The following is a 17,134-nucleotide window of genomic DNA, read 5'->3' as shown; positions in this document are numbered from 1 at the left end:
CCTTGCAGTCATTGCACTTATAACTTTCTTCCGAGGGCGTGTTCTGCTTGTTCTGCTTCTCGAAGTGCATCTGCATAGCTTTTGCTCTTTCCATTACCTGTTCGATTTCCTTTCCTATGTGTTGCATCTCCTTCACCCCTATTCGTTTGTTCAACTTCTTCCAGAGTCAGCAATGATTCATTGATCCAGTTTTTAAGAATCCCTTCAATGTAGTTGAGCCTTCTCTTGTTATTCGAACAAGCAATATCCATGGCTTTAAGAATCATTTCTTTCGGATTGTTAAAATTGGTATCATCCAACCACGACAACAACTGTTTTTTAGCCTGCATGTTATTAAAACCGAATCCATTATGGTCCCAGAACTGAATAACTTCAGAAACGTCTCTTTCTTCTTGTTCTTGTTCTCTTTCTTCTTCTCTTTCTCTTTCTTCTTCTCTTTCTCTTTCTTCTTCTCTTTCTCTTTCTTCCCCCGAGTCTATGGATGGACTATGGATAGGGTATTGATACGGTATCGAACCCGCATGGTTAAGGGATTCTTGCTTTTTTGAGTCGATACGGTATTGATGCAGTACCGATAGGGTATCGATAGGGTATCCACACTCTATGCATTTGGTATAAAACATGCTTAGAAAGTCATTGTTTTTTATTTCTTTTAACTCTTTATTAATTAGAGAGAGAACTTTAGGTGACTTAATCCAGTTAAATTTAATCCAATTAATGATCATAATTTCTCTCGTTGGCTCGTGATAAAGAATCTTTCCGTAATCCTTAAACCTTTGAAGGAGTTTTTCTACTGTCTCCCGGTTGTAGCCCGTTTCTGTTTCAATAATCCGTTTAGGCAACTCATAGATTCCGCATTGAGTAGTCTTGCTGTTCGTCATAAGGTAAAGATAGAAGTATTTTTCTTCGGGTGTTAGATCTAAGACAAAACCGTCCTGCCAGAACTCAATGTGTATTTGTCGGTATTTAGCCATTGCTTTCGTCTCCTTTTACCTCTGTTCGTTCACAAATCGCCGTCATGCCCTTTATATCCTTCAGCTGATAACCGGGATGAGAGGACTTAACATATCCCCTCACATACCCGATAAATAGCTTTTTGTTACCCCTGGACATCCAGATATAACAGTGGGGAATGGTGGTTTTAATTACCTTCTGACTCGGCACTGTTGAACAAATCCTCAGCTTGTTTTAATTCCTCTTCGCCAGGCTCGTCCACTTCGCTGAATTCCCCATCGATAATGTCTTCATCGACTTCCTCATTTTCGTTATCGATATCAATTGGTGCTTTATCATCATCAGCAAAAGCCTTCTGCATATCGATGGAGAGAATCCCCCATTTGTTCAACATGTTTCGGATCACCGTTTTCTTAGCCATTGCATCCCAGTCGTTCTTCCACCCGAAATCTGATTTACTGAACTTCTTTTTGTGCTTCTCTACATCAGCCTTGGACCAATAAACGGTTTTTCGGAATCCGTTGATCAATTCGAAATATCCTGTATAACCAATCACCTTATCTGATTGCTTTTCATCGAAATCCAGTTCAATTTCTTCAGTAAGACGATTCCATTTCAATAATTCGCCTTCATATACCTCAATGACGTTGATGTTTCGGTACTGGCCTGTCCGTAAAGCCAGCTGAATATAGCCTTTATAACCAAGCTGAAACTGGGCTTTCCCGCTGTAAGGAACAATCCAGGCATATCCAAGGTTCTTATCGACTGGCAAATCCAATGTTGCTGCTATCATAGCTGAAGAAATAACGCTCATAGGTTCAGCCTTCTGAAGCATCTTTTCGCTGTTATATAGGCTTAAAATGGAAGCTGTGAACTGATTGGCACGTTTGCCTAAGACTTCCTCGAAACGTTTCATTACTGCCGGGGAGTTAAGCAGCCCTTTCATGGTTGTCCCTTGTCCATTGGATGGGGCATTGTTCTTTCGGTTAGATATCTGGTTTTTCAAGCTAGAATTAGTGGCCATATTAACTAATCTCCTTCACTTCGAATTTTCGATATTTACTTGGCTTCGTGACCTTCTTATAAATCTCAGGGAATTCTTTCTTGAGATACTTTGTGTCTACACGGTTGCTGACTATCGGTTTCCAATTCACTTGGTAGTTGTGAATGAAGCCTGTCTCCGCTTCTTTTAGTTCATTTTTCATTTCATTTTCGAGTTGTTTCTTTTGAGTTTCTAGTTTCTTAATAGAATCTTTCAATTCATGGTACTGCTCGATTTTCGATTTGTAGGCATGAGCTAAATCGACGGTTAAATCTGGGTTTGATTTTTCATATCTTTCTTTTAAAAACTTCTCAGCTGCACTGGATCCATCCAACGCTGGAGGAATACCTTGCTTAACGTGGTGCTCCCAAAAATGAACTTCTGCTTCGAATATCATTTCAATCAATTCTTTATCTCGTTCAATCTCTTTCCAGACAAACCTTTGACCGCCGATCAATACAGCGATATAAGCTTTTTCATAGCCGGTAACTCCTAAATAGTGCTGCACCTGAACCAAGTAAGCTTCGGGAATCTCTTCGCTTTCCCAATCCTTTGCCAGGAACATGCTTGCAGTCTTACATTCCAAAACAGCCTGTTCACCAACCACTTTCCGATCGATGTTTGCAAGAATGTAAGGATGCTCTGGGTGCTTCAGAATAGCGTTCCTTTTACGCACCTTTTTACCGGACCTAATCTCGAATTCTTTCGCGACCATATCTTCCAGAATGTTTCCGAAGTATGCAGCTTCACCTGCCGTATCTTCTAAATCGGTTTGACCTGTTTTCTCCAACCACAATTCAAATGGTGTTTTGTATTTGTTCAATCCAAGAATGATAGATGCATCGGAGCCTCCAATGCCCTTTGTACGTTGAGCCAACCATTCTTCATGAGTTAAATCAGCTGTAGCAGTTAATACTTCTGCTTGCGCTTTTGCCATGGATAAGTACCTCCTTGCTTATTTCAGGCCGACCAGCTATAATTAAGGTGTCAAAATAATTAAGTGATCGACCCGGCCTGTAGCTTTGCTGCAGGTCTTTTTATATGGCTTCCTTTATCTGTGCACCCATCAACTCAACTAGGTAACGCTCCAAGTTCTCTTCCAAGACGGTTTCACCATCGATTTCGAAAATCTTGTCGCCGACAAGTATCTCGTCGCCTAGAGCATCAATCCCGCAATGTTCCGGTTGTTCCAGAGCTTCTTTCGGGTAACCTGTACGGTTGATCTGTGTGACCGTCGGGTGTTCAAGTTCTGGCATGTTCATCCTCCTTTTCATAAAAGGCAATTACATTTGTGCTAAATATCTCGAATAGCACCTTTTCGTCCTGGTCGAGTCCTATATAACAAGCCATTTCGCGGTTGTTTCGTGGATCGTTGGCATAACCTTTGATTTTTTCTAAAAGTCGGCCGTTATAAATTTTTCCGACTTTGAATTCTTCGTTGTTAACAATCAACCAATTTATCTTTTCCAAATTAATCCTCCTTTTTATAAGACGGGCCGCACCACCAGCCCGCCACCACATTTACTAACCCTCAAGATACATGACCGCATTACCGGTCTAAATCATGACAACCACCTTCCTTCTATAGGAGTGAAATCAATATATCGCTTGGGCATTGAGGAGTATTCAATGCCGGGACTGAAACGCTCGTCGCCAAGAGCGTTGGAGAGTTTGAGCTCTCCTTAGCAACCAGGAACATTTGAAAGGAGGAATTTAGGGTGATGGCAAACCCTTGTAACAGATAACGCTCCTGGTCACTAAGGAAGGCCCAACGGCCTTGCCTTTTGTTTTGTATGGGGTGTATAATGGATTTACGATATAAACTAGGTTGTGCACTGAATTGCTTTGGTCGGCTTCAGTGCTTTTTTATTGCCTCAAATTCGTACCCGAGATAATTAACCACTGATTTTAATTCGCTTAAACGATTTTCGTAGGCATTGACTTGAAAATTACTTCCTCTTTTCTCCCACTCATTTATTTTCCTTTGAAGATAATTGTGTCTTTTTTCGAAGAACTTCTTCGTTTTTTCATCCAACTCAGTAAACTCATTGAAAAAGCCATCTATTTTACTCAATTTCTGTTTCAGTTCCATCTCTCCTCACATTGCCGATATCCGGCTTGCTATGATAAAAAATATCGCGGTTATTACAGCCAGGACTTGATAGAATCGATTGATAGATTTGTCACTCATGGCAACCTGTCTCCAGCTTTTTTTTCGTTTCATTAGCTAAGTCCAAGTAACAAATAGATTTGCGATACTCGCCTTTCTGATACTCCTCTTGAGCACGCAGGTGAGCGTATTCATAACGCCTGTTTAATTCTTGTACATCTTCCATAACTGCTGCTGTCTTCATTTCCTTCACCTCTCTAAATATGATGGATAACAATAAACAGAAACGGGATAAAACCTAACCAGACTAAGCAATTGTCGTTTGCATCCTTCAAAACAGCATTCCTCCCATGATCATTCCAATTGATGTTGTAGTGAAATCGACCAGGTTTTGCATCATGCCGATTCCATCCAATCCGCAAAGATAGGCGACAAATACTTCCTGTGCCTGTGTATTGGTTGTCCACTGCTGGAAAAGGCTTATCGACGGCTCTTTTGTATCATTTTCATACTTCGATATGTCTGATTGATTAATGTGCAACATGTGCGCTAATTCTTCCTGGCTGAATCCTCTCCTTTGCCTTGCAGCTCTCAAAATTGCTCCTACTTTCAACGCTCTCCCCTCCTTCCATATTCTTAATTGGAATAGCTGCCAAGAGGGGTATCATTATATAATTGAGATATACCAGGTGACCCCCTTGGTATAAGAAAAGACCTACTCCGAAAACGATTCTGCTAGATAACACGATATGGATACTTCGCTTTCGGAGCGTTGTCTTTCACCCAATCAGTGTGCTGATCTATCCAGTACATAAGTTGTTGTAAAGAAACTCTTGGATGACCAAACTCTCTTATAACTGGGAAGTCATCTCTATTTAAAAGTTCAGATGCCTTGTTATCCTTAATTTGAAGGAATTCCATTAAGTCTTTTTTCGTAAGAATAGGAGGCCACTTGGAATATTGATCTAGCTTCGTTTTAATTTTTTCAAAGGCCATGTTTGCGATCTTATCTGCAACAAGTTGTGCGGTTTCTTCATCAAAATCGACTTTTAGCATTTAAATCACCGCCTCATACTCTTTAAGTAACAACTCTGCAAAGTAAACCTGTCCTTTTCCGGTGATTAATGTAGTAATACTTTCAACATCACCTTGAGTTCTGCTTACAACTGTCACGGTCGTGTTAAACAACCCTTGCTCGATATAGCGCTGTTTTGGATTATTTCTTTCTCGACCCGATTTGATTAGGTAACCTTTTTCTCGAAGCCAGTTGAACATTTTGTTTCGACCAATCCGTATTCCGTGTTCGTCATACATCATCTTGGCAAAAGCTCCGACATTGATAGATGCATTGGAATTTGAAACAGCTTTACCGAATGTTGTATAAGGCAAGTCAGCTTTCTGTTGCTGCTCCAATCGCTGGCGTTCTTCTCGCTCCTGTTTTAAGTCAGTGGCCAGACGAATGAGGGTATCTGGATTAAGAAGCGCTTCCTCTACTTTCTCTGGCGTGAGATACCCGCCGTGTTTTCTGATAGAAGGAATTACCTCGTGAGTGATCCAACGCTTAAATTGTTTGGCTTCAGGCTTCCGGCTAGCTAGTACAAGCGAATAAAGTCCAAATTCGTTTACAGCTTGCAAGTGTCTATTTTGGCTACCGTCATTTAAAGTGACACCAGCTTTTTCATCATTATCCAATCGTGTTAAGGCTTGTCTGCTATTGTTAATTTCCAAGATGTCACATACATCTTTTGCTACAAACCACGGCTCATTGTTTTGTTCGATAATTCTTAATTGCTCGCCGTCAAACATCTTTGTTAATTGGTTCATACGATCAACTCCTTAATTCTTATTTCCACCCTTTTCTAGTAAACTGGTGCTAGGAAGGGGGTGTGCAATTTGATGAAAAAGTACTTAATATCTTTTTATTGGGAAGACGATGTCAATAGTGAAATCGCCGTTTCTATTAGGAAAAAAATTGAGAAGTTAAGTCCAAAAACTTGGATTCAAATTTTTCCTAACCTTTTAGTAATTCAATCAGACCGTTCCATGGAGGATATTTATTCTGAAATTAAAACCGCTTCCTCTAGCAAACGCTTTATTATCACGGAAGTATCTGAAATTGTTACGAATGAAGATCGTTCAAATAGCTTATTGAACGAATATGGATATTAAGATGAGCATCTTCGAACGTATTCTTCATAAGCATTGATGTAATCTTCTTTTGACACCGGGGGATACTTGAAGCTCATACCTTCAAACAATTCTCCGGTATCTCTTTCATCTTTTAAAAGAGAATGGGTTTGTTTTTCAGTTTTCTTTGGTTGATTCATTAAATGGCCTCCTTGGATTTTTGTGATACAGCATTACATTTTTGTAATTCTTGTCGAACATTATTAGTAAAAAAAATTTCATCTACCCTTTTGTTGAAGAAATTCGCAATAGAAAACATCAATTCGTAAGAAGGCGAAGTTTTTAACTTATGCCTTTCAATGGCATGAATGGTTTGTCTTGTAGTGCCGATGGCTAGTGCTAGTTCTTCTTGTGTTACATCGGCTCCTCTTCTTACTTTTCTTAAGCAATTGTTCATTTATTTTCACCTCCTGACTATATAGTAATTCTTGTATTACACAATGTCAAGTAAGAATTACAACCTTTTTATTTATTTTTGGGAAGTTTTGCATTACAATTTGTAATATAAGTTTTACATTTAGAAAGGAAACTTGCGATGAATGATTTGTACAAGCTTCTTAAAGAGTTGAGAGGTAAAGAATCGTTAAGAGAAGCCAGTAAAAGGGCTGGTATAAGTCATAACTACTTAAGCCAGTTGGAAAAAGGTATTGATCCAAGAACCAAAAAACCTATTAAACCATCTCCTGATACATTAAAGAGACTAGCAGATGCTTATAACTATTCATATAACAAATTGCTATCTTTAGCTGGTTACACAGAGGAAGCTGAGCAGGAAAAAGAGTTAGAAACATTCATAAAGGATCCAGAACTTGAAAGATGGTATAGAGAGCTACCCAAGTCCAAAGAAGAAGATTTGCGAAGACTACGTATAATTCATGAGGCTTTTAAAGAAGAAGAAAACAAAAACAATAAAAAGGATGATTAAGAAATGTCTGGTAAACAAGGACAACAAATAATTCATTGTCCTAAATGTGGCGAAAATAAAGTATCCATGATGCCTATTGCTCTAATTATATTTTTATCTGGAGGATGCTTTGTTTGGATTCCGATTTTAGGATGGATCGTAGCACCAATACTATTTTTAATCGCTATTATTATGTGGGTTATTCCAACTGGCAAAGTATTTATGAGGTGCGAGAGTTGTAAACATGGTTTTAGCGTACCGAAATCAGAGTATAAACAATATAAAGAAGCCATCAAATAAGGTGTACAGATTTCTGTGCGCCAACTTTTTTAAAAATCAACAGAACATACGTTCCGTTCCAAGGGGTGTCATTGTGTTTTACACAGCGTTAGAGGACTATATTACAAACTTATATTTGACTAACTCTATCCATTCACCTGAACAATTAGTGCTAGAGAAAGTGGCAGAGAAACTGAAAGTGCCTATCCGTTACTGGAAATACGGCAGTGAAACAAACAAAAAGAACGGAAAATATATTATCTTTATCAATAAGCACCTTACACCACAACAAAAATGGCAGGAATTCGGGCATGAACTTTGTCATCCCCTTCGGCATGTTGGCAGGCAAGAGTATTTACCCTTTCCCTTTTATGAAATGCAGGAGCGCCAGGCCAATTCCTTTATGTACAACTTTTGTGTTCCCACTTTTATGTTAGAAAGAATGGAAATGAAGTCGACTTATCATGAAACTGCTATTCTTATAGCCGATTCTTTCAATGTGGAATATGGCTTCGCCTTAAATCGATTAGAAATGTACTTAAGGAAAAGGGATGAATTTGCTTTCTATGAAAAAATGAAAAAGGAGGTATCTTCTCATGCGAGAACCAACTATTTATAAAATGGCTGGCGGCTATGGTTTTCGAATGGACACAGGGAAGGATCCAAAGACAGGAAAAAGAGTGAGACAACGTTTTGGCCCATATCGGACCAAAGGAATGGCCAGGACAGAACGAAACAGGATTATGCAGCAAATCAATGAGGGTACTTTTGTAGCAGCAAGAGATATGAAAGTGAGCGACTTCTTGTTGAAGTGGTTGGAGCATAAGAGGGTCAATGTTTCAGCAGGAACCTATTCACACTATAAGCCCTATATCATGAATCATTGGATACCTAATCTGGGAATGGCAAAAATTAATGAAGTGAGGCCTTCCGACATTCAGCAACTATATGATGAATATGTAGAAGAAGGGACGCTTTCCAATCAATCCATTGTTCATATGCACCGCATCCTGAATAATGCTTATAATGCAGCCATTACATGGGAATGGGCAGTAAGAAATCCTTGTACTTCTATTAAGCCACCTAAACCAGAAAAATTTGAAATGAAGGTGTGGGATGAATTCGAAGTAAATCATTATTTAGAGGTAACGAAGAATGATCGTTTCTATATTGGATATTTGCTTGCTCTGTCCACAGGAATGCGTAAAGGGGAAATACTCGGATTGCGCTGGCAGGATATAGACTTTACCAATCAGGTTATTGCGGTAAGACAAGCAGTTACCCGTAAAAAAGGTGGAGGATATCGAATTGGTGAGGTGAAGAATAAAAACAGTCATCGAACCATTTCTTTGTTTGATCATGTCATGGAGGAATTGAAGAAGCATCGCAAGCAACAAATGACTTATAAGATGGAGAATCGAAATACTTATGAGGACCAGGATCTAGTCATTTCTGCAAATAACGGTTCTTTTGTGCTTCCAAGGAACTTTGATAGGCACTGGCGCCCATTGATGAAAGAATCCAGTTTGAAGATGATAAGATTCCATGATTTTCGACATACCCATGCAACCTTGCTGCTAAAACAGGGTGTACATCCAAAAGTTGTCCAGGAACGACTTGGCCACTCTTCTATCACCGTCACCTTGGATTTATATTCGCATGTATTACCTAACATTCAAAAGGCAGCTGCCGAACAATTTGGAGAGTCAATTTTCGGTTCAAAAAGTACGAACGCAGATTCGCTTTAAATGCCCTATGTCCCAAATTCGGCCCAGTTGCCCCAAAAACGTAAAAATACCAAGGGATTGAAATATCTCAAAACCCTTGGTATGACTGCCTTTAGGAGGTACGGCCCCAGCAGGATTCGAACCTGCGACGCATGGTTTAGGAAACCAACGCTCTATCCCCTGAGCTATGGAGCCATAATTTATCATCATTAAATCGTGCACTATTTATTATACATAATCCATTGCATCTTGAAAAGGGAAAAACATGACAATTGATAAGCAAGTCTGTCCTTCCTCTCCTGCCTTGTGTTAAAATATACGTTGCATGTCTAAAATAAACGAAATTACTGATATAGATACGTTCGATAGTCGATAGGAGGAGGAGAAATGGGAAATTTGCCTTTTATTGCTGTAGAAGGGCCCATCGGGGTGGGGAAGACGTCTCTTGCAAAGAAGCTTTCCTCACATTTTGATTTACACTTATTAAAAGAAATCGTGGAAGAAAACCCATTCCTAGGTAAGTTTTATGATGACATAGAAGAGTGGAGTTTTCAAACAGAAATGTTCTTTTTGTGTAATCGATATAAACAGTTGGAAGATATTGAGAAAAAATACTTAAGCAAAAATAAAGCTGTCATTTCTGACTATCATATTTCCAAAAATATGATTTTTGCCAAGCGGACTCTCAAGAATAAACAGTTTGAAAAATATGCACAAATATATGACATTCTGACAGCCGATATGCCGCAGCCTAATATGATGATTTACTTGGATGCTTCTTTGGACACGCTGTTAGAGAGAATTAAAATGCGCGGACGAGACGTTGAACAAAATATCCAGCCTGATTATTTACAACAGCTAAGCCGTGATTATAATGACTTTATGGATGAATTTGAAAGAGTTAATCCAACAATTCCAGTCATCCGCTTAAACGGGGATCATATCGATTTTGTCAAACATCAGCAAGACTTGGATATGATTATTGAAACAGTGGAAGAGCATCTTAAAAAAGGGGAAGTTATTCGATGAATTTAAGAGAAAAATACAATATTCCATCTGACAGTGTGATCACGATCGCCGGTACTGTCGGTGTTGGAAAATCAACTATGACCAATGCGCTGGCTCAAGCATTGGACTTTCGCACTTCACTTGAAAAAGTAGATACAAACCCGTATTTAGATAAATTTTACGCCGACTTTGAGCGCTGGAGCTTTCATTTACAAATTTACTTTTTGGCCGAGCGCTTCAAAGAACAAAAACGGATTTTCGAGTATGGCGGGGGTTTTATTCAAGACCGTTCCATTTATGAAGATACAGGCATTTTTGCCAAGATGCATTATGACGAAGGCACCATGTCAAAGGTAGATTACGAAACATACAAGAGTTTGTTCGATGCGATGGTAATGACTCCCTACTTCCCTCATCCGGATTTATTGATTTACCTGGAAGGTTCATTTGATGATGTCATCGGGAGGATTAAAGAGCGAGGACGTCCGATGGAGCAGCAGACTCCTTTGGATTACTGGGAAGAGATGTATAAACGGTATGACCAGTGGATCAATAATTTCAACTCCTGTCCAATCCTGAGGATCAATATCGCTGATTACGACTTGCTTAATAACGAAAATTCCATTGAACCTGTTTTGGAGAAAATCGGCCACTTCATCCAGCAATCAAGAAAATGGAAGTCCCGTCAATTGACGAAATAAAGCAGAAAAAAGCACTTGCTGAATAAAATCAGCAGGTGCTTTTTTTTATTATGACTGCGGGTTTTTTAGTTTACCTTGGTAAGGACTGCCGAGTTCAACCGATCTTGCAGCAGCTTGTTTAATGCATGCCATCAATGCTTCCTGATATTTATATCTTTCAAGGGTATCCAATCCGGCTTGAGTCGTCCCCCCGGGACTTGTAATCCGCTGTCTCAAAACTGCCGGCTTCTCATTGGACGATTTCAGCATCTCTGCAGCACCTACCAATGTCTGAATGATGAGTTGTTTGGCAATATCCTTTTGTAAACCAGCCTCTGCTGCTGCTTCTTCCATTGCTTCTACGAAATAATATATATAAGCGGGACCGCTCCCAGATAAGCCGGTGATAGCATGCAAGTCATCTTCCTTCACAATGGTCGTCGTTCCGATTGTTTGAAAAAGATCCCCTACCTGATCCATATGGTCTCTTCCTGCATATTTCCCTGCTGCAATGGCTGTCGCCGAGTAGCCGATAGTTGCCGATGTATTAGGCATGGCACGAATGACCGGACACTTTCTCTCTAACTGTTCGGAAATGTACTCTGTAGATACGCCCGCCAGCACAGAGACAACTATCTGACTTTCAGTAATATAATCCCTGATGTTTTCAATCGCTGTCGCAACATCCTTGGGTTTTACGGACAAAATAATAACGTCCGAGTGCTCGATCACTTCTTGCTTATCCATGGAACAATTTACGTGATAAACGTTGTGCAATCGTTCGAGTCGCTGCCTATTCTCCTTATTTGTCACCCATATCTGTTCCGAATGAACAAAGCCTTTAGCCAAGACACCCTGGATGATTGCTTCAGCCATTGCTCCGCCACCGACAAATGCCACTTTTCGATACACATTCATTCCTCCTAAACCTCATGATTGGCCAAAACTTTTCGGCAATATAAAAACCCCACACCGCCCTTGACTAAGAAGGACGGAATAGGGTTGACATCCGCGGTACCACCTTGTTTGACAACGTTTCATGTGAAACAGTTATCCACTTGATCCGATAACGTCCGGAAAACGGTCAGATTTAGCCTGACAGCTCACAGGTAGGTTTCCACAACATTCAAAACGAAGGAATCTTTCAGCCGATGAATTCCTATCTCTTACGCCGAGATGTTACGTACTGGCCTGTTCATTGCTTAAAATATTTTGTTATTTTTAAGTATTATGCAGGGTAATTTAATTTATGTCAATACATTTTTTCATTATTTAGACTTTTCCAATAAATTATTAATTGTTTTTTTTATATCATTATAGGAATGGCGGTCAGGAATAACAAAAAAAGCTGCCACCTGAGTGACAGCCTTTTATATAATCTCCAATTTGTTTGCGTGTGTATGTATGGAGGAGGATGAGGGATTCGAACCCCCGCGGGCGGTGAAGCCCCTGGCGGTTTTCAAGACCGCTCCCTTCAGCCAGACTTGGGTAATCCTCCGTGTCGACAAGTATTACTATATCATCCGAATCAAACACTTGTCAACACATTTCGATATTTTTTTCTAAAGTTCGCCTTTTTTCTATTTGATGACTTCTTTGCTGCCCATATATGGTCTTAATACTTCCGGTACTTTTACCGTACCATCTTCCTGTTGATAATTTTCCAGAATGGCTGCGACTGTCCTTCCCAGTGCAAGTCCAGAACCATTGAGGGTATGCACAAATTCCGGCTTGCCTTGATCCTCACGACGGAAGCGGATGCCTGCTCTGCGTGCTTGGAAGTCTTCAAAATTAGAGCAAGAAGAAATTTCTTTATAATCATCGTAACTTGGCAGCCAAACTTCAATATCATACTTTTTAGCAGCTGTGAAGCCAAGATCGCCTGTGCACATACTCATAACTCTGTATGGAAGTTTAAGAAGCTGCAAGACCTTTTCAGCATTACCAGTCAATTCTTCTAAAACCTGGTAAGATTCTTCCGGTTTTACAAACTGGACAAGTTCCACTTTATTGAATTGGTGCTGGCGGATCAAGCCTCTTGTATCCCTGCCCGCAGATCCTGCTTCAGAACGGAAAGAAGCACTGAAAGCCACGAACTTTTGCGGCAGGTCATTCATTGTCAGTATGTCATCCCTGTAATAGTTTGTCACCGGAACCTCTGCTGTCGGTACCAAAAAATAATCCCAATCTTCTGTTTTGAATGCATCTTCTTCAAACTTAGGCAACTGACCCGTACCTGTCATGCTAGTACGGTTCACCATATACGGTGGAAGCATTTCTGTGTAGCCATGTTCATCGGCATGTAAATCCATCATAAAGTTGATCAAAGCCCGCTCTAAACGTGCCCCAAGTCCTTTGTAGAACACAAAACGGCTTCCGGTTACTTTACCGGCACGTTCAAAATCCAAGATATCCAAATCTGTCGCCAAATCCCAATGAGGCTTTGCTTCAAATTCGAAAGATGGAACGTCTCCCCATTTGCGGTCTTCAACATTATCGTCTTCATCTTCCCCGATCGGCACACTTTCGTGAGGAATATTCGGGATGGATAACAAAAGCCCTTCAAGTTCTTCTTCCACTTCTTTTAATTCCGTATCAAAAGACTTAATTTTCTCGCCTACTTCTCTCATTTCGGCAATGTATGGATCTGCGTCTTTCTTTTCTTTTTTCATTTGCGCAATCTGTTTGGAGACTTCATTCCTCTTCGCTTTAAGCTCTTCTGTTTCAGCGATCAGTTCCCTTCTTCTTTCGTCGAGGTCACCGAATTTGTCCAATTCTGATAAATCTTCCCCACGGAACTTCAATTTCTCTTTTACTTCATTAAAGTTATTTCTCAGATACTTCATATCGAGCATTTTTATTTCCTCCTTTTTTATAAGCTTTCGCCTCGAACAAGCAATTTCTTTCATAAAAAATACTCTCGTCCCTAATATAGAAAGGGACGAGAGTATAATTCCCGCGATACCACCCTGATTGAAGAGTTCACTCTTCCGGCTCACTTACGATAACGGCGTCGGACCGGGTATGGATTCACATACCAGTTCAAGGATGGATTCGCAGGCACTTACATCGATTCACACCAGCCATCGACTCTCTTGAGAAAGTTATCACTGCTACTATTTCCTGTCATTACATTCGGCTTATTGCTATATAGAATAGCGAAAATTCCCTTAAGATGCAAGTTCTTTCAGTGATTCTTCCACCATTTCCACGAAATACCCTGTCAAACGGTGGTCATCCGTCAATTCCGGATGGAAAGCACTGCAAAGATATTGGCCTTGTCTCGCAGCAACAACTGCTTCATTGTACGAGGCAAGCACTTCGACATTTTCTCCTGTTTCCAGGATATATGGAGCACGAATGAACACAGCATTAAAGTCTACCGCCACACCTTTAACTGTAAGATCGGTCTCAAAGCTTTCTTTTTGGCGGCCAAACGCATTCCGTTCTACTTTGATATCCATCAATTTTAAATGGGCATCCTTTTGGCCGACTATTTCACTTGCAAGCAAAATCAAGCCTGCGCATGTACCAAAAATAGGCTTTCCTTTATTTCCGAACTCTACTAATGCATCAAAGAAATCATATTTATCAATCAACCGGCGCATTGTCGTGCTTTCCCCGCCGGGTAAAATCAATCCATCGATCTCTTCCAATTGTTCTTTTTTCTTGATGATCAGACCTTCTGCTCCAGAAGCTTCCACAGAACGGATATGTTCTCTTACAGCTCCTTGAAGACCTAAAACCCCTATTTTAACCATTTACACATTTCTCCTTTAAGAGGAAGTACAAAAAGTCCGGTTTACTTAGAAGCAATTAAAGGTAAATACTTACCAGCCGCGCTCTTGCATACGGTTTTCTGGTGCCAGTGTACTGATTTCAATCCCTTTCATTGCAGTACCAATATCTTTGGAAACTCTGCCGATTAACTCGTAGTCATCATAATGAGTAGTTGCCTCCACGATAGCACGGGCATACTTTTCAGGGTTGTCTGATTTAAAGATACCTGATCCGACAAATACGCCATCTGCACCCAATTGCATCATGAGCGCCGCATCTGCAGGAGTTGCCACACCACCTGCTGCAAAGTTAACAACAGGAAGGCGTCCGTTTTCTTTGATATCAAGCAATACTTCATATGGAGCACCGATATTTTTAGCGAAAGTCATTACTTCATCATGTGACATAGCGACTAATTTACGGATTTGTGATTGAACTTCACGCATATGACGGACGGCTTCAACGATATTGCCTGTTCCAGGTTCACCTTTTGTCCGCAGCATGGAAGCACCTTCCCCGATACGACGGGAAGCCTCTCCTAAATCGCGGCAGCCGCATACAAATGGTACCGTATAATCACGCTTGTTGAGATGATATACTTCATCGGCAGGTGTCAATACTTCACTTTCATCGATATAATCGACGCCCATTGCTTCCAATACGCGGGCTTCGACGATATGTCCGATACGGGCTTTTGCCATTACCGGAATAGAAACGGCATTCATTACCTCTTCTACGATAGTAGGGTCGGCCATTCTTGCCACACCGCCTGCAGCACGAATGTCAGATGGCACGCGTTCCAAAGCCATGACTGCAACCGCACCGGCTTCTTCTGCAATCTTTGCTTGTTCAGCATTGACAACGTCCATGATGACGCCGCCCTTCTGCATTTCAGCCATTCCACGTTTTACACGATCTGTACCCAAGTTAGACATGTTTGTATTCCTCCCATTTATCTTAAAGCAATCTTTTATAGTTTTTAAATTCTAACAATTAAAATATATTGTAACGCAATTCACTTAATTTCCCAACTATATTGCGCAAATTAATCAGGAATTATTAGAACCAGCCTTTTACAGTATCAGTCACCGTAGAAAAAACACTACCGAAGAAACTTCCCACTGCACTCATAGACAAGACAAACCAATTGGATTTTTCCACCGCACTTGTCGTAACAAGATCGACCGTTTTCGTTTTCGAACCATTGTTAATATAGCCGAAATCCTCTTCCCCGTTATAGGTCACTTCCATTGTGCCGACTTTTTCTCCGTCTTCTATTGGAGCAACCAATTCGCCATCTTCATTTACCTTATCTTCATCGATATTGTATTTAACATCATAGTTCTCTTCATCGCCGGCTTTGACCGATGTAGAAAATGCAGAGCTTGAGGCAACTTCCACTTCCTCTTCTTTTCCTTTGGCAACCGGGACTGTTTCTTGATCATCAGCTTGATAGCCAGCAGGGTAAAGTTCTTTATTCTCAAATTGCTCAAAACCATAATCAAACAGTTTTGCAGTTTCTTCAAAACGAACTTCCTTGCTCTCTGTCTTCATTACAACGGAGATGAGCCTTCTTCCATCTCTTTCCGCTGTCCCTGTGAAGCAGTATCCTGCAAGTTCCGTATAACCTGTTTTCAGTCCATCAACACCATCATAACTGAATTGTTCAAAGTTATTGTTATCCCATGGCAGCATCCAGTTCAAATTTTCCAACTGCTTCCCATCGAATTCAGTTGTTAATGTACTGGAAACAGTCAATGCCTCTGGATAATCATTCACTAAGTGATAGGCAAGCATCGCAGTAGACTTAGCTGACAACAAATTATCGGCGTCAGGGGCGGTTCCTTCAGGATGGCGGTCACCAAGATGGGAGTTGGAAAGCCCGGTTGCATTGACAAATTCATAGTCAGTCAAACCCAATTCTTCTGCTTTTTCGTTCATCATCTTTACAAAATCACTTTCAGTACCTGCAACCAGTTCTGCAAGCGCAATCGTCGTGCCATTATCTGAGATGATGGCCATCGCTTCATATAGTTCTCTAACTGTGTATTCTTTATCCTGGATAAGGCCTACTCCTGAAAATGCCGGATTGGCCGATAGTTCATATGGATAGTCACTAATTTCTGTCGTCGTATCCCAGCTGATTTGACCTTCTTCGATGGCTTCCAATACGAGATATTCCGTCATCATTTTGGTCATACTAGCTGGAGGCAATTTAATATCTGGCTGCTTTGCGTATAATATTTTTCCTGTATCTGCATCTACTAGAATTGCAGATTCAGCCCGCAAATCCAATGATTCAGCACTGGCTTTTTCCGGAATGAAAAAGAGTGACGTACACGCAATCAACAACGCCACCATTATATAAAAAGATGCTTTTAAATTATGTCTCAACTTTCTCTACCTCCACCAAAAATAGTATGCATCTCAACTATTCTATCATATGGAGGATAAAAGGAGAAT

General features: G+C 40.4%; 24 protein-coding genes, 2 tRNA genes and 2 other annotated features. Of the genes, 7 read left to right on the top strand and 19 right to left on the bottom strand.

Annotated elements, in window-relative coordinates; genetic code table 11:
- Positions 1–17: 17 nt before the first annotated feature.
- The 10 genes from CZ434_RS21830 to CZ434_RS14435 all read right to left on the bottom strand — a co-directional run bounded on the left by CZ434_RS21830 (position 18) and on the right by CZ434_RS14435 (position 5,930).
- The gene (locus CZ434_RS21830) at positions 18–974 is read right to left on the bottom strand and encodes a DnaD domain protein (protein WP_077623813.1); all 957 of its coding nucleotides are present in this window, start codon (positions 972–974) and stop codon (positions 18–20) included.
- A 167-nt stretch (positions 975–1,141) separates the two neighbouring features.
- Positions 1,142–1,978, bottom strand: coding sequence for a recombinase RecT (locus CZ434_RS14470; protein ID WP_077623811.1), 837 nt, complete (start codon positions 1,976–1,978; stop codon positions 1,142–1,144).
- 1 nt (position 1,979) lies between these two features.
- The gene (locus tag CZ434_RS14465; protein WP_077623810.1) at positions 1,980–2,933 is read right to left on the bottom strand and encodes a YqaJ viral recombinase family nuclease; all 954 of its coding nucleotides are present in this window, start codon (positions 2,931–2,933) and stop codon (positions 1,980–1,982) included.
- Positions 2,934–3,033: 100 nt separating this feature from the next.
- Positions 3,034–3,252: a YqaI family protein gene (locus tag CZ434_RS14460; protein ID WP_077623809.1), complete on the bottom strand. Its 219-nt coding sequence runs from the start codon at positions 3,250–3,252 to the stop codon at positions 3,034–3,036.
- The gene (locus CZ434_RS14455) at positions 3,239–3,466 is read right to left on the bottom strand and encodes a hypothetical protein (RefSeq protein WP_077623808.1); all 228 of its coding nucleotides are present in this window, start codon (positions 3,464–3,466) and stop codon (positions 3,239–3,241) included. The genes CZ434_RS14460 and CZ434_RS14455 overlap by 14 nt, the downstream gene beginning before the upstream one ends.
- 385 nt (positions 3,467–3,851) lie before the next feature.
- Complete coding sequence (locus CZ434_RS14450) at positions 3,852–4,088, bottom strand: hypothetical protein (protein WP_077623807.1); 237 nt, start codon at positions 4,086–4,088, stop codon at positions 3,852–3,854.
- 91 nt (positions 4,089–4,179) lie between these two features.
- The gene (locus CZ434_RS22225) at positions 4,180–4,350 is read right to left on the bottom strand and encodes a hypothetical protein (protein WP_179107282.1); all 171 of its coding nucleotides are present in this window, start codon (positions 4,348–4,350) and stop codon (positions 4,180–4,182) included.
- Positions 4,351–4,437: 87 nt separating this feature from the next.
- Positions 4,438–4,719, bottom strand: a complete 282-nt coding sequence (locus tag CZ434_RS14445; RefSeq protein WP_077623806.1) for a helix-turn-helix domain-containing protein — start codon at positions 4,717–4,719, stop codon at positions 4,438–4,440.
- 122 nt (positions 4,720–4,841) lie between these two features.
- Positions 4,842–5,162 carry a hypothetical protein gene (locus CZ434_RS14440; RefSeq protein ID WP_077623805.1) on the bottom strand — a complete coding sequence of 107 codons (321 nt, stop codon included), beginning with the start codon at positions 5,160–5,162 and terminating at the stop codon, positions 4,842–4,844.
- Positions 5,163–5,930: a BRO family protein gene (locus CZ434_RS14435; protein ID WP_077623804.1), complete on the bottom strand. Its 768-nt coding sequence runs from the start codon at positions 5,928–5,930 to the stop codon at positions 5,163–5,165.
- A gap of 72 nt (positions 5,931–6,002) precedes the next feature.
- Here CZ434_RS14435 and CZ434_RS14430 point away from each other — a divergent pair, with 72 nt between their 5' ends.
- Positions 6,003–6,275, top strand: a complete 273-nt coding sequence (locus CZ434_RS14430; protein ID WP_143262133.1) for a hypothetical protein — start codon at positions 6,003–6,005, stop codon at positions 6,273–6,275.
- On the opposite strand, the gene CZ434_RS22220 is transcribed toward CZ434_RS14430, so the two are convergent.
- Positions 6,272–6,433, bottom strand: coding sequence for a hypothetical protein (locus CZ434_RS22220; protein ID WP_179107136.1), 162 nt, complete (start codon positions 6,431–6,433; stop codon positions 6,272–6,274). The two genes, CZ434_RS14430 and CZ434_RS22220, sit on opposite strands and share 4 nt — an antisense overlap.
- Complete coding sequence (locus CZ434_RS14425) at positions 6,433–6,690, bottom strand: helix-turn-helix transcriptional regulator (protein WP_077623802.1); 258 nt, start codon at positions 6,688–6,690, stop codon at positions 6,433–6,435. Before CZ434_RS14425 ends, CZ434_RS22220 begins: the two co-directional genes overlap by 1 nt.
- Positions 6,691–6,828: 138 nt before the next feature.
- Here CZ434_RS14425 and CZ434_RS14420 point away from each other — a divergent pair, with 138 nt between their 5' ends.
- The 4 genes from CZ434_RS14420 to CZ434_RS14405 all read left to right on the top strand — a co-directional run bounded on the left by CZ434_RS14420 (position 6,829) and on the right by CZ434_RS14405 (position 9,224).
- Entirely contained in the window at positions 6,829–7,218 is a 390-nt protein-coding gene (locus CZ434_RS14420) for a helix-turn-helix domain-containing protein (RefSeq protein ID WP_077623801.1), read from the top strand.
- Between the two features lie 3 nt (positions 7,219–7,221).
- Complete coding sequence (locus CZ434_RS14415) at positions 7,222–7,497, top strand: hypothetical protein (protein ID WP_077623800.1); 276 nt, start codon at positions 7,222–7,224, stop codon at positions 7,495–7,497.
- Between the two features lie 73 nt (positions 7,498–7,570).
- Positions 7,571–8,095 carry an ImmA/IrrE family metallo-endopeptidase gene (locus CZ434_RS14410; protein WP_179107281.1) on the top strand — a complete coding sequence of 175 codons (525 nt, stop codon included), beginning with the start codon at positions 7,571–7,573 and terminating at the stop codon, positions 8,093–8,095.
- Positions 8,073–9,224 (top strand): tyrosine-type recombinase/integrase, encoded by a 1,152-nt coding sequence (locus tag CZ434_RS14405; RefSeq protein WP_077623798.1) that lies wholly within the window; start codon positions 8,073–8,075, stop codon positions 9,222–9,224. Before CZ434_RS14410 ends, CZ434_RS14405 begins: the two co-directional genes overlap by 23 nt.
- Positions 9,225–9,325: 101 nt before the next feature.
- Here the strand turns inward: CZ434_RS14405 and CZ434_RS14400 are convergent.
- A tRNA-Arg gene (locus CZ434_RS14400) sits at positions 9,326–9,398 on the bottom strand.
- A 192-nt stretch (positions 9,399–9,590) separates the two neighbouring features.
- Between CZ434_RS14400 and CZ434_RS14395 the strand changes: the two genes are divergently transcribed.
- On the top strand, positions 9,591–10,232 hold the full coding sequence (locus CZ434_RS14395) for a deoxynucleoside kinase (protein ID WP_077623797.1): 642 nt from the start codon (positions 9,591–9,593) through the stop codon (positions 10,230–10,232).
- Complete coding sequence (locus CZ434_RS14390) at positions 10,229–10,912, top strand: deoxynucleoside kinase (RefSeq protein WP_077623796.1); 684 nt, start codon at positions 10,229–10,231, stop codon at positions 10,910–10,912. Before CZ434_RS14395 ends, CZ434_RS14390 begins: the two co-directional genes overlap by 4 nt.
- Before the next feature lie 48 nt (positions 10,913–10,960).
- Here CZ434_RS14390 and proC read toward each other — a convergent pair whose 3' ends face one another.
- From proC to CZ434_RS14360, 6 genes are all read right to left on the bottom strand, one after another.
- Positions 10,961–11,809 (bottom strand): pyrroline-5-carboxylate reductase, encoded by an 849-nt coding sequence (gene proC / locus CZ434_RS14385; RefSeq protein ID WP_077623795.1) that lies wholly within the window; start codon positions 11,807–11,809, stop codon positions 10,961–10,963.
- A gap of 66 nt (positions 11,810–11,875) precedes the next feature.
- Positions 11,876–12,099 (bottom strand) — a binding site (T-box leader).
- Positions 12,100–12,296: 197 nt separating this feature from the next.
- Positions 12,297–12,389, bottom strand: a tRNA-Ser gene (locus CZ434_RS14380).
- A gap of 82 nt (positions 12,390–12,471) precedes the next feature.
- Positions 12,472–13,746, bottom strand: coding sequence for a serine--tRNA ligase (gene serS / locus CZ434_RS14375; RefSeq protein WP_077623794.1), 1,275 nt, complete (start codon positions 13,744–13,746; stop codon positions 12,472–12,474).
- A gap of 79 nt (positions 13,747–13,825) precedes the next feature.
- Positions 13,826–14,030, bottom strand: a binding site (T-box leader).
- Positions 14,031–14,061: 31 nt separating this feature from the next.
- Positions 14,062–14,652 carry a pyridoxal 5'-phosphate synthase glutaminase subunit PdxT gene (pdxT, locus tag CZ434_RS14370; RefSeq protein WP_077623793.1) on the bottom strand — a complete coding sequence of 197 codons (591 nt, stop codon included), beginning with the start codon at positions 14,650–14,652 and terminating at the stop codon, positions 14,062–14,064.
- Between the two features lie 69 nt (positions 14,653–14,721).
- Positions 14,722–15,606: a pyridoxal 5'-phosphate synthase lyase subunit PdxS gene (pdxS, locus tag CZ434_RS14365; protein ID WP_077623792.1), complete on the bottom strand. Its 885-nt coding sequence runs from the start codon at positions 15,604–15,606 to the stop codon at positions 14,722–14,724.
- Between the two features lie 124 nt (positions 15,607–15,730).
- The gene (locus tag CZ434_RS14360) at positions 15,731–17,065 is read right to left on the bottom strand and encodes a serine hydrolase (RefSeq protein WP_245830996.1); all 1,335 of its coding nucleotides are present in this window, start codon (positions 17,063–17,065) and stop codon (positions 15,731–15,733) included.
- Between the last annotated feature and the right edge of the window lie 69 nt (positions 17,066–17,134).

The organism is Sediminibacillus massiliensis (assembly GCF_900156915.1).
GTDB classification, from domain to species: Bacteria; Bacillota; Bacilli; order Bacillales; family Amphibacillaceae; genus Sediminibacillus_A; species Sediminibacillus_A massiliensis.
Note: the sequence above shows the minus strand (reverse complement) of the source record. Positions and strands in the feature narration are given on the sequence as shown.

Bases quoted from the DNA above. Each gene is read 5' to 3' on its own strand.
- CZ434_RS21830 (WP_077623813.1), bottom strand. From the start codon at position 974: ATGGCTAAATACCGACAAATACACATTGAGTTCTGGCAGGACGGTTTT.
- CZ434_RS14470 (WP_077623811.1), bottom strand. From the start codon at position 1,978: ATGGCCACTAATTCTAGCTTGAAAAACCAGATATCTAACCGAAAGAAC.
- CZ434_RS14465 (WP_077623810.1), bottom strand. From the start codon at position 2,933: ATGGCAAAAGCGCAAGCAGAAGTATTAACTGCTACAGCTGATTTAACT.
- CZ434_RS14460 (WP_077623809.1), bottom strand. From the start codon at position 3,252: ATGCCAGAACTTGAACACCCGACGGTCACACAGATCAACCGTACAGGT.
- CZ434_RS14450 (WP_077623807.1), bottom strand. From the start codon at position 4,088: ATGGAACTGAAACAGAAATTGAGTAAAATAGATGGCTTTTTCAATGAG.
- CZ434_RS22225 (WP_179107282.1), bottom strand. From the start codon at position 4,350: ATGAAGACAGCAGCAGTTATGGAAGATGTACAAGAATTAAACAGGCGT.
- CZ434_RS14440 (WP_077623805.1), bottom strand. From the start codon at position 5,162: ATGCTAAAAGTCGATTTTGATGAAGAAACCGCACAACTTGTTGCAGAT.
- CZ434_RS14435 (WP_077623804.1), bottom strand. From the start codon at position 5,930: ATGAACCAATTAACAAAGATGTTTGACGGCGAGCAATTAAGAATTATC.
- CZ434_RS14430 (WP_143262133.1), top strand. From the start codon at position 6,003: ATGAAAAAGTACTTAATATCTTTTTATTGGGAAGACGATGTCAATAGT.
- CZ434_RS22220 (WP_179107136.1), bottom strand. From the start codon at position 6,433: ATGAATCAACCAAAGAAAACTGAAAAACAAACCCATTCTCTTTTAAAA.
- CZ434_RS14425 (WP_077623802.1), bottom strand. From the start codon at position 6,690: ATGAACAATTGCTTAAGAAAAGTAAGAAGAGGAGCCGATGTAACACAA.
- CZ434_RS14420 (WP_077623801.1), top strand. From the start codon at position 6,829: ATGAATGATTTGTACAAGCTTCTTAAAGAGTTGAGAGGTAAAGAATCG.
- CZ434_RS14415 (WP_077623800.1), top strand. From the start codon at position 7,222: ATGTCTGGTAAACAAGGACAACAAATAATTCATTGTCCTAAATGTGGC.
- CZ434_RS14405 (WP_077623798.1), top strand. From the start codon at position 8,073: ATGCGAGAACCAACTATTTATAAAATGGCTGGCGGCTATGGTTTTCGA.
- CZ434_RS14395 (WP_077623797.1), top strand. From the start codon at position 9,591: ATGGGAAATTTGCCTTTTATTGCTGTAGAAGGGCCCATCGGGGTGGGG.
- CZ434_RS14390 (WP_077623796.1), top strand. From the start codon at position 10,229: ATGAATTTAAGAGAAAAATACAATATTCCATCTGACAGTGTGATCACG.
- proC (WP_077623795.1), bottom strand. From the start codon at position 11,809: ATGAATGTGTATCGAAAAGTGGCATTTGTCGGTGGCGGAGCAATGGCT.
- serS (WP_077623794.1), bottom strand. From the start codon at position 13,746: ATGCTCGATATGAAGTATCTGAGAAATAACTTTAATGAAGTAAAAGAG.
- pdxT (WP_077623793.1), bottom strand. From the start codon at position 14,652: ATGGTTAAAATAGGGGTTTTAGGTCTTCAAGGAGCTGTAAGAGAACAT.
- pdxS (WP_077623792.1), bottom strand. From the start codon at position 15,606: ATGTCTAACTTGGGTACAGATCGTGTAAAACGTGGAATGGCTGAAATG.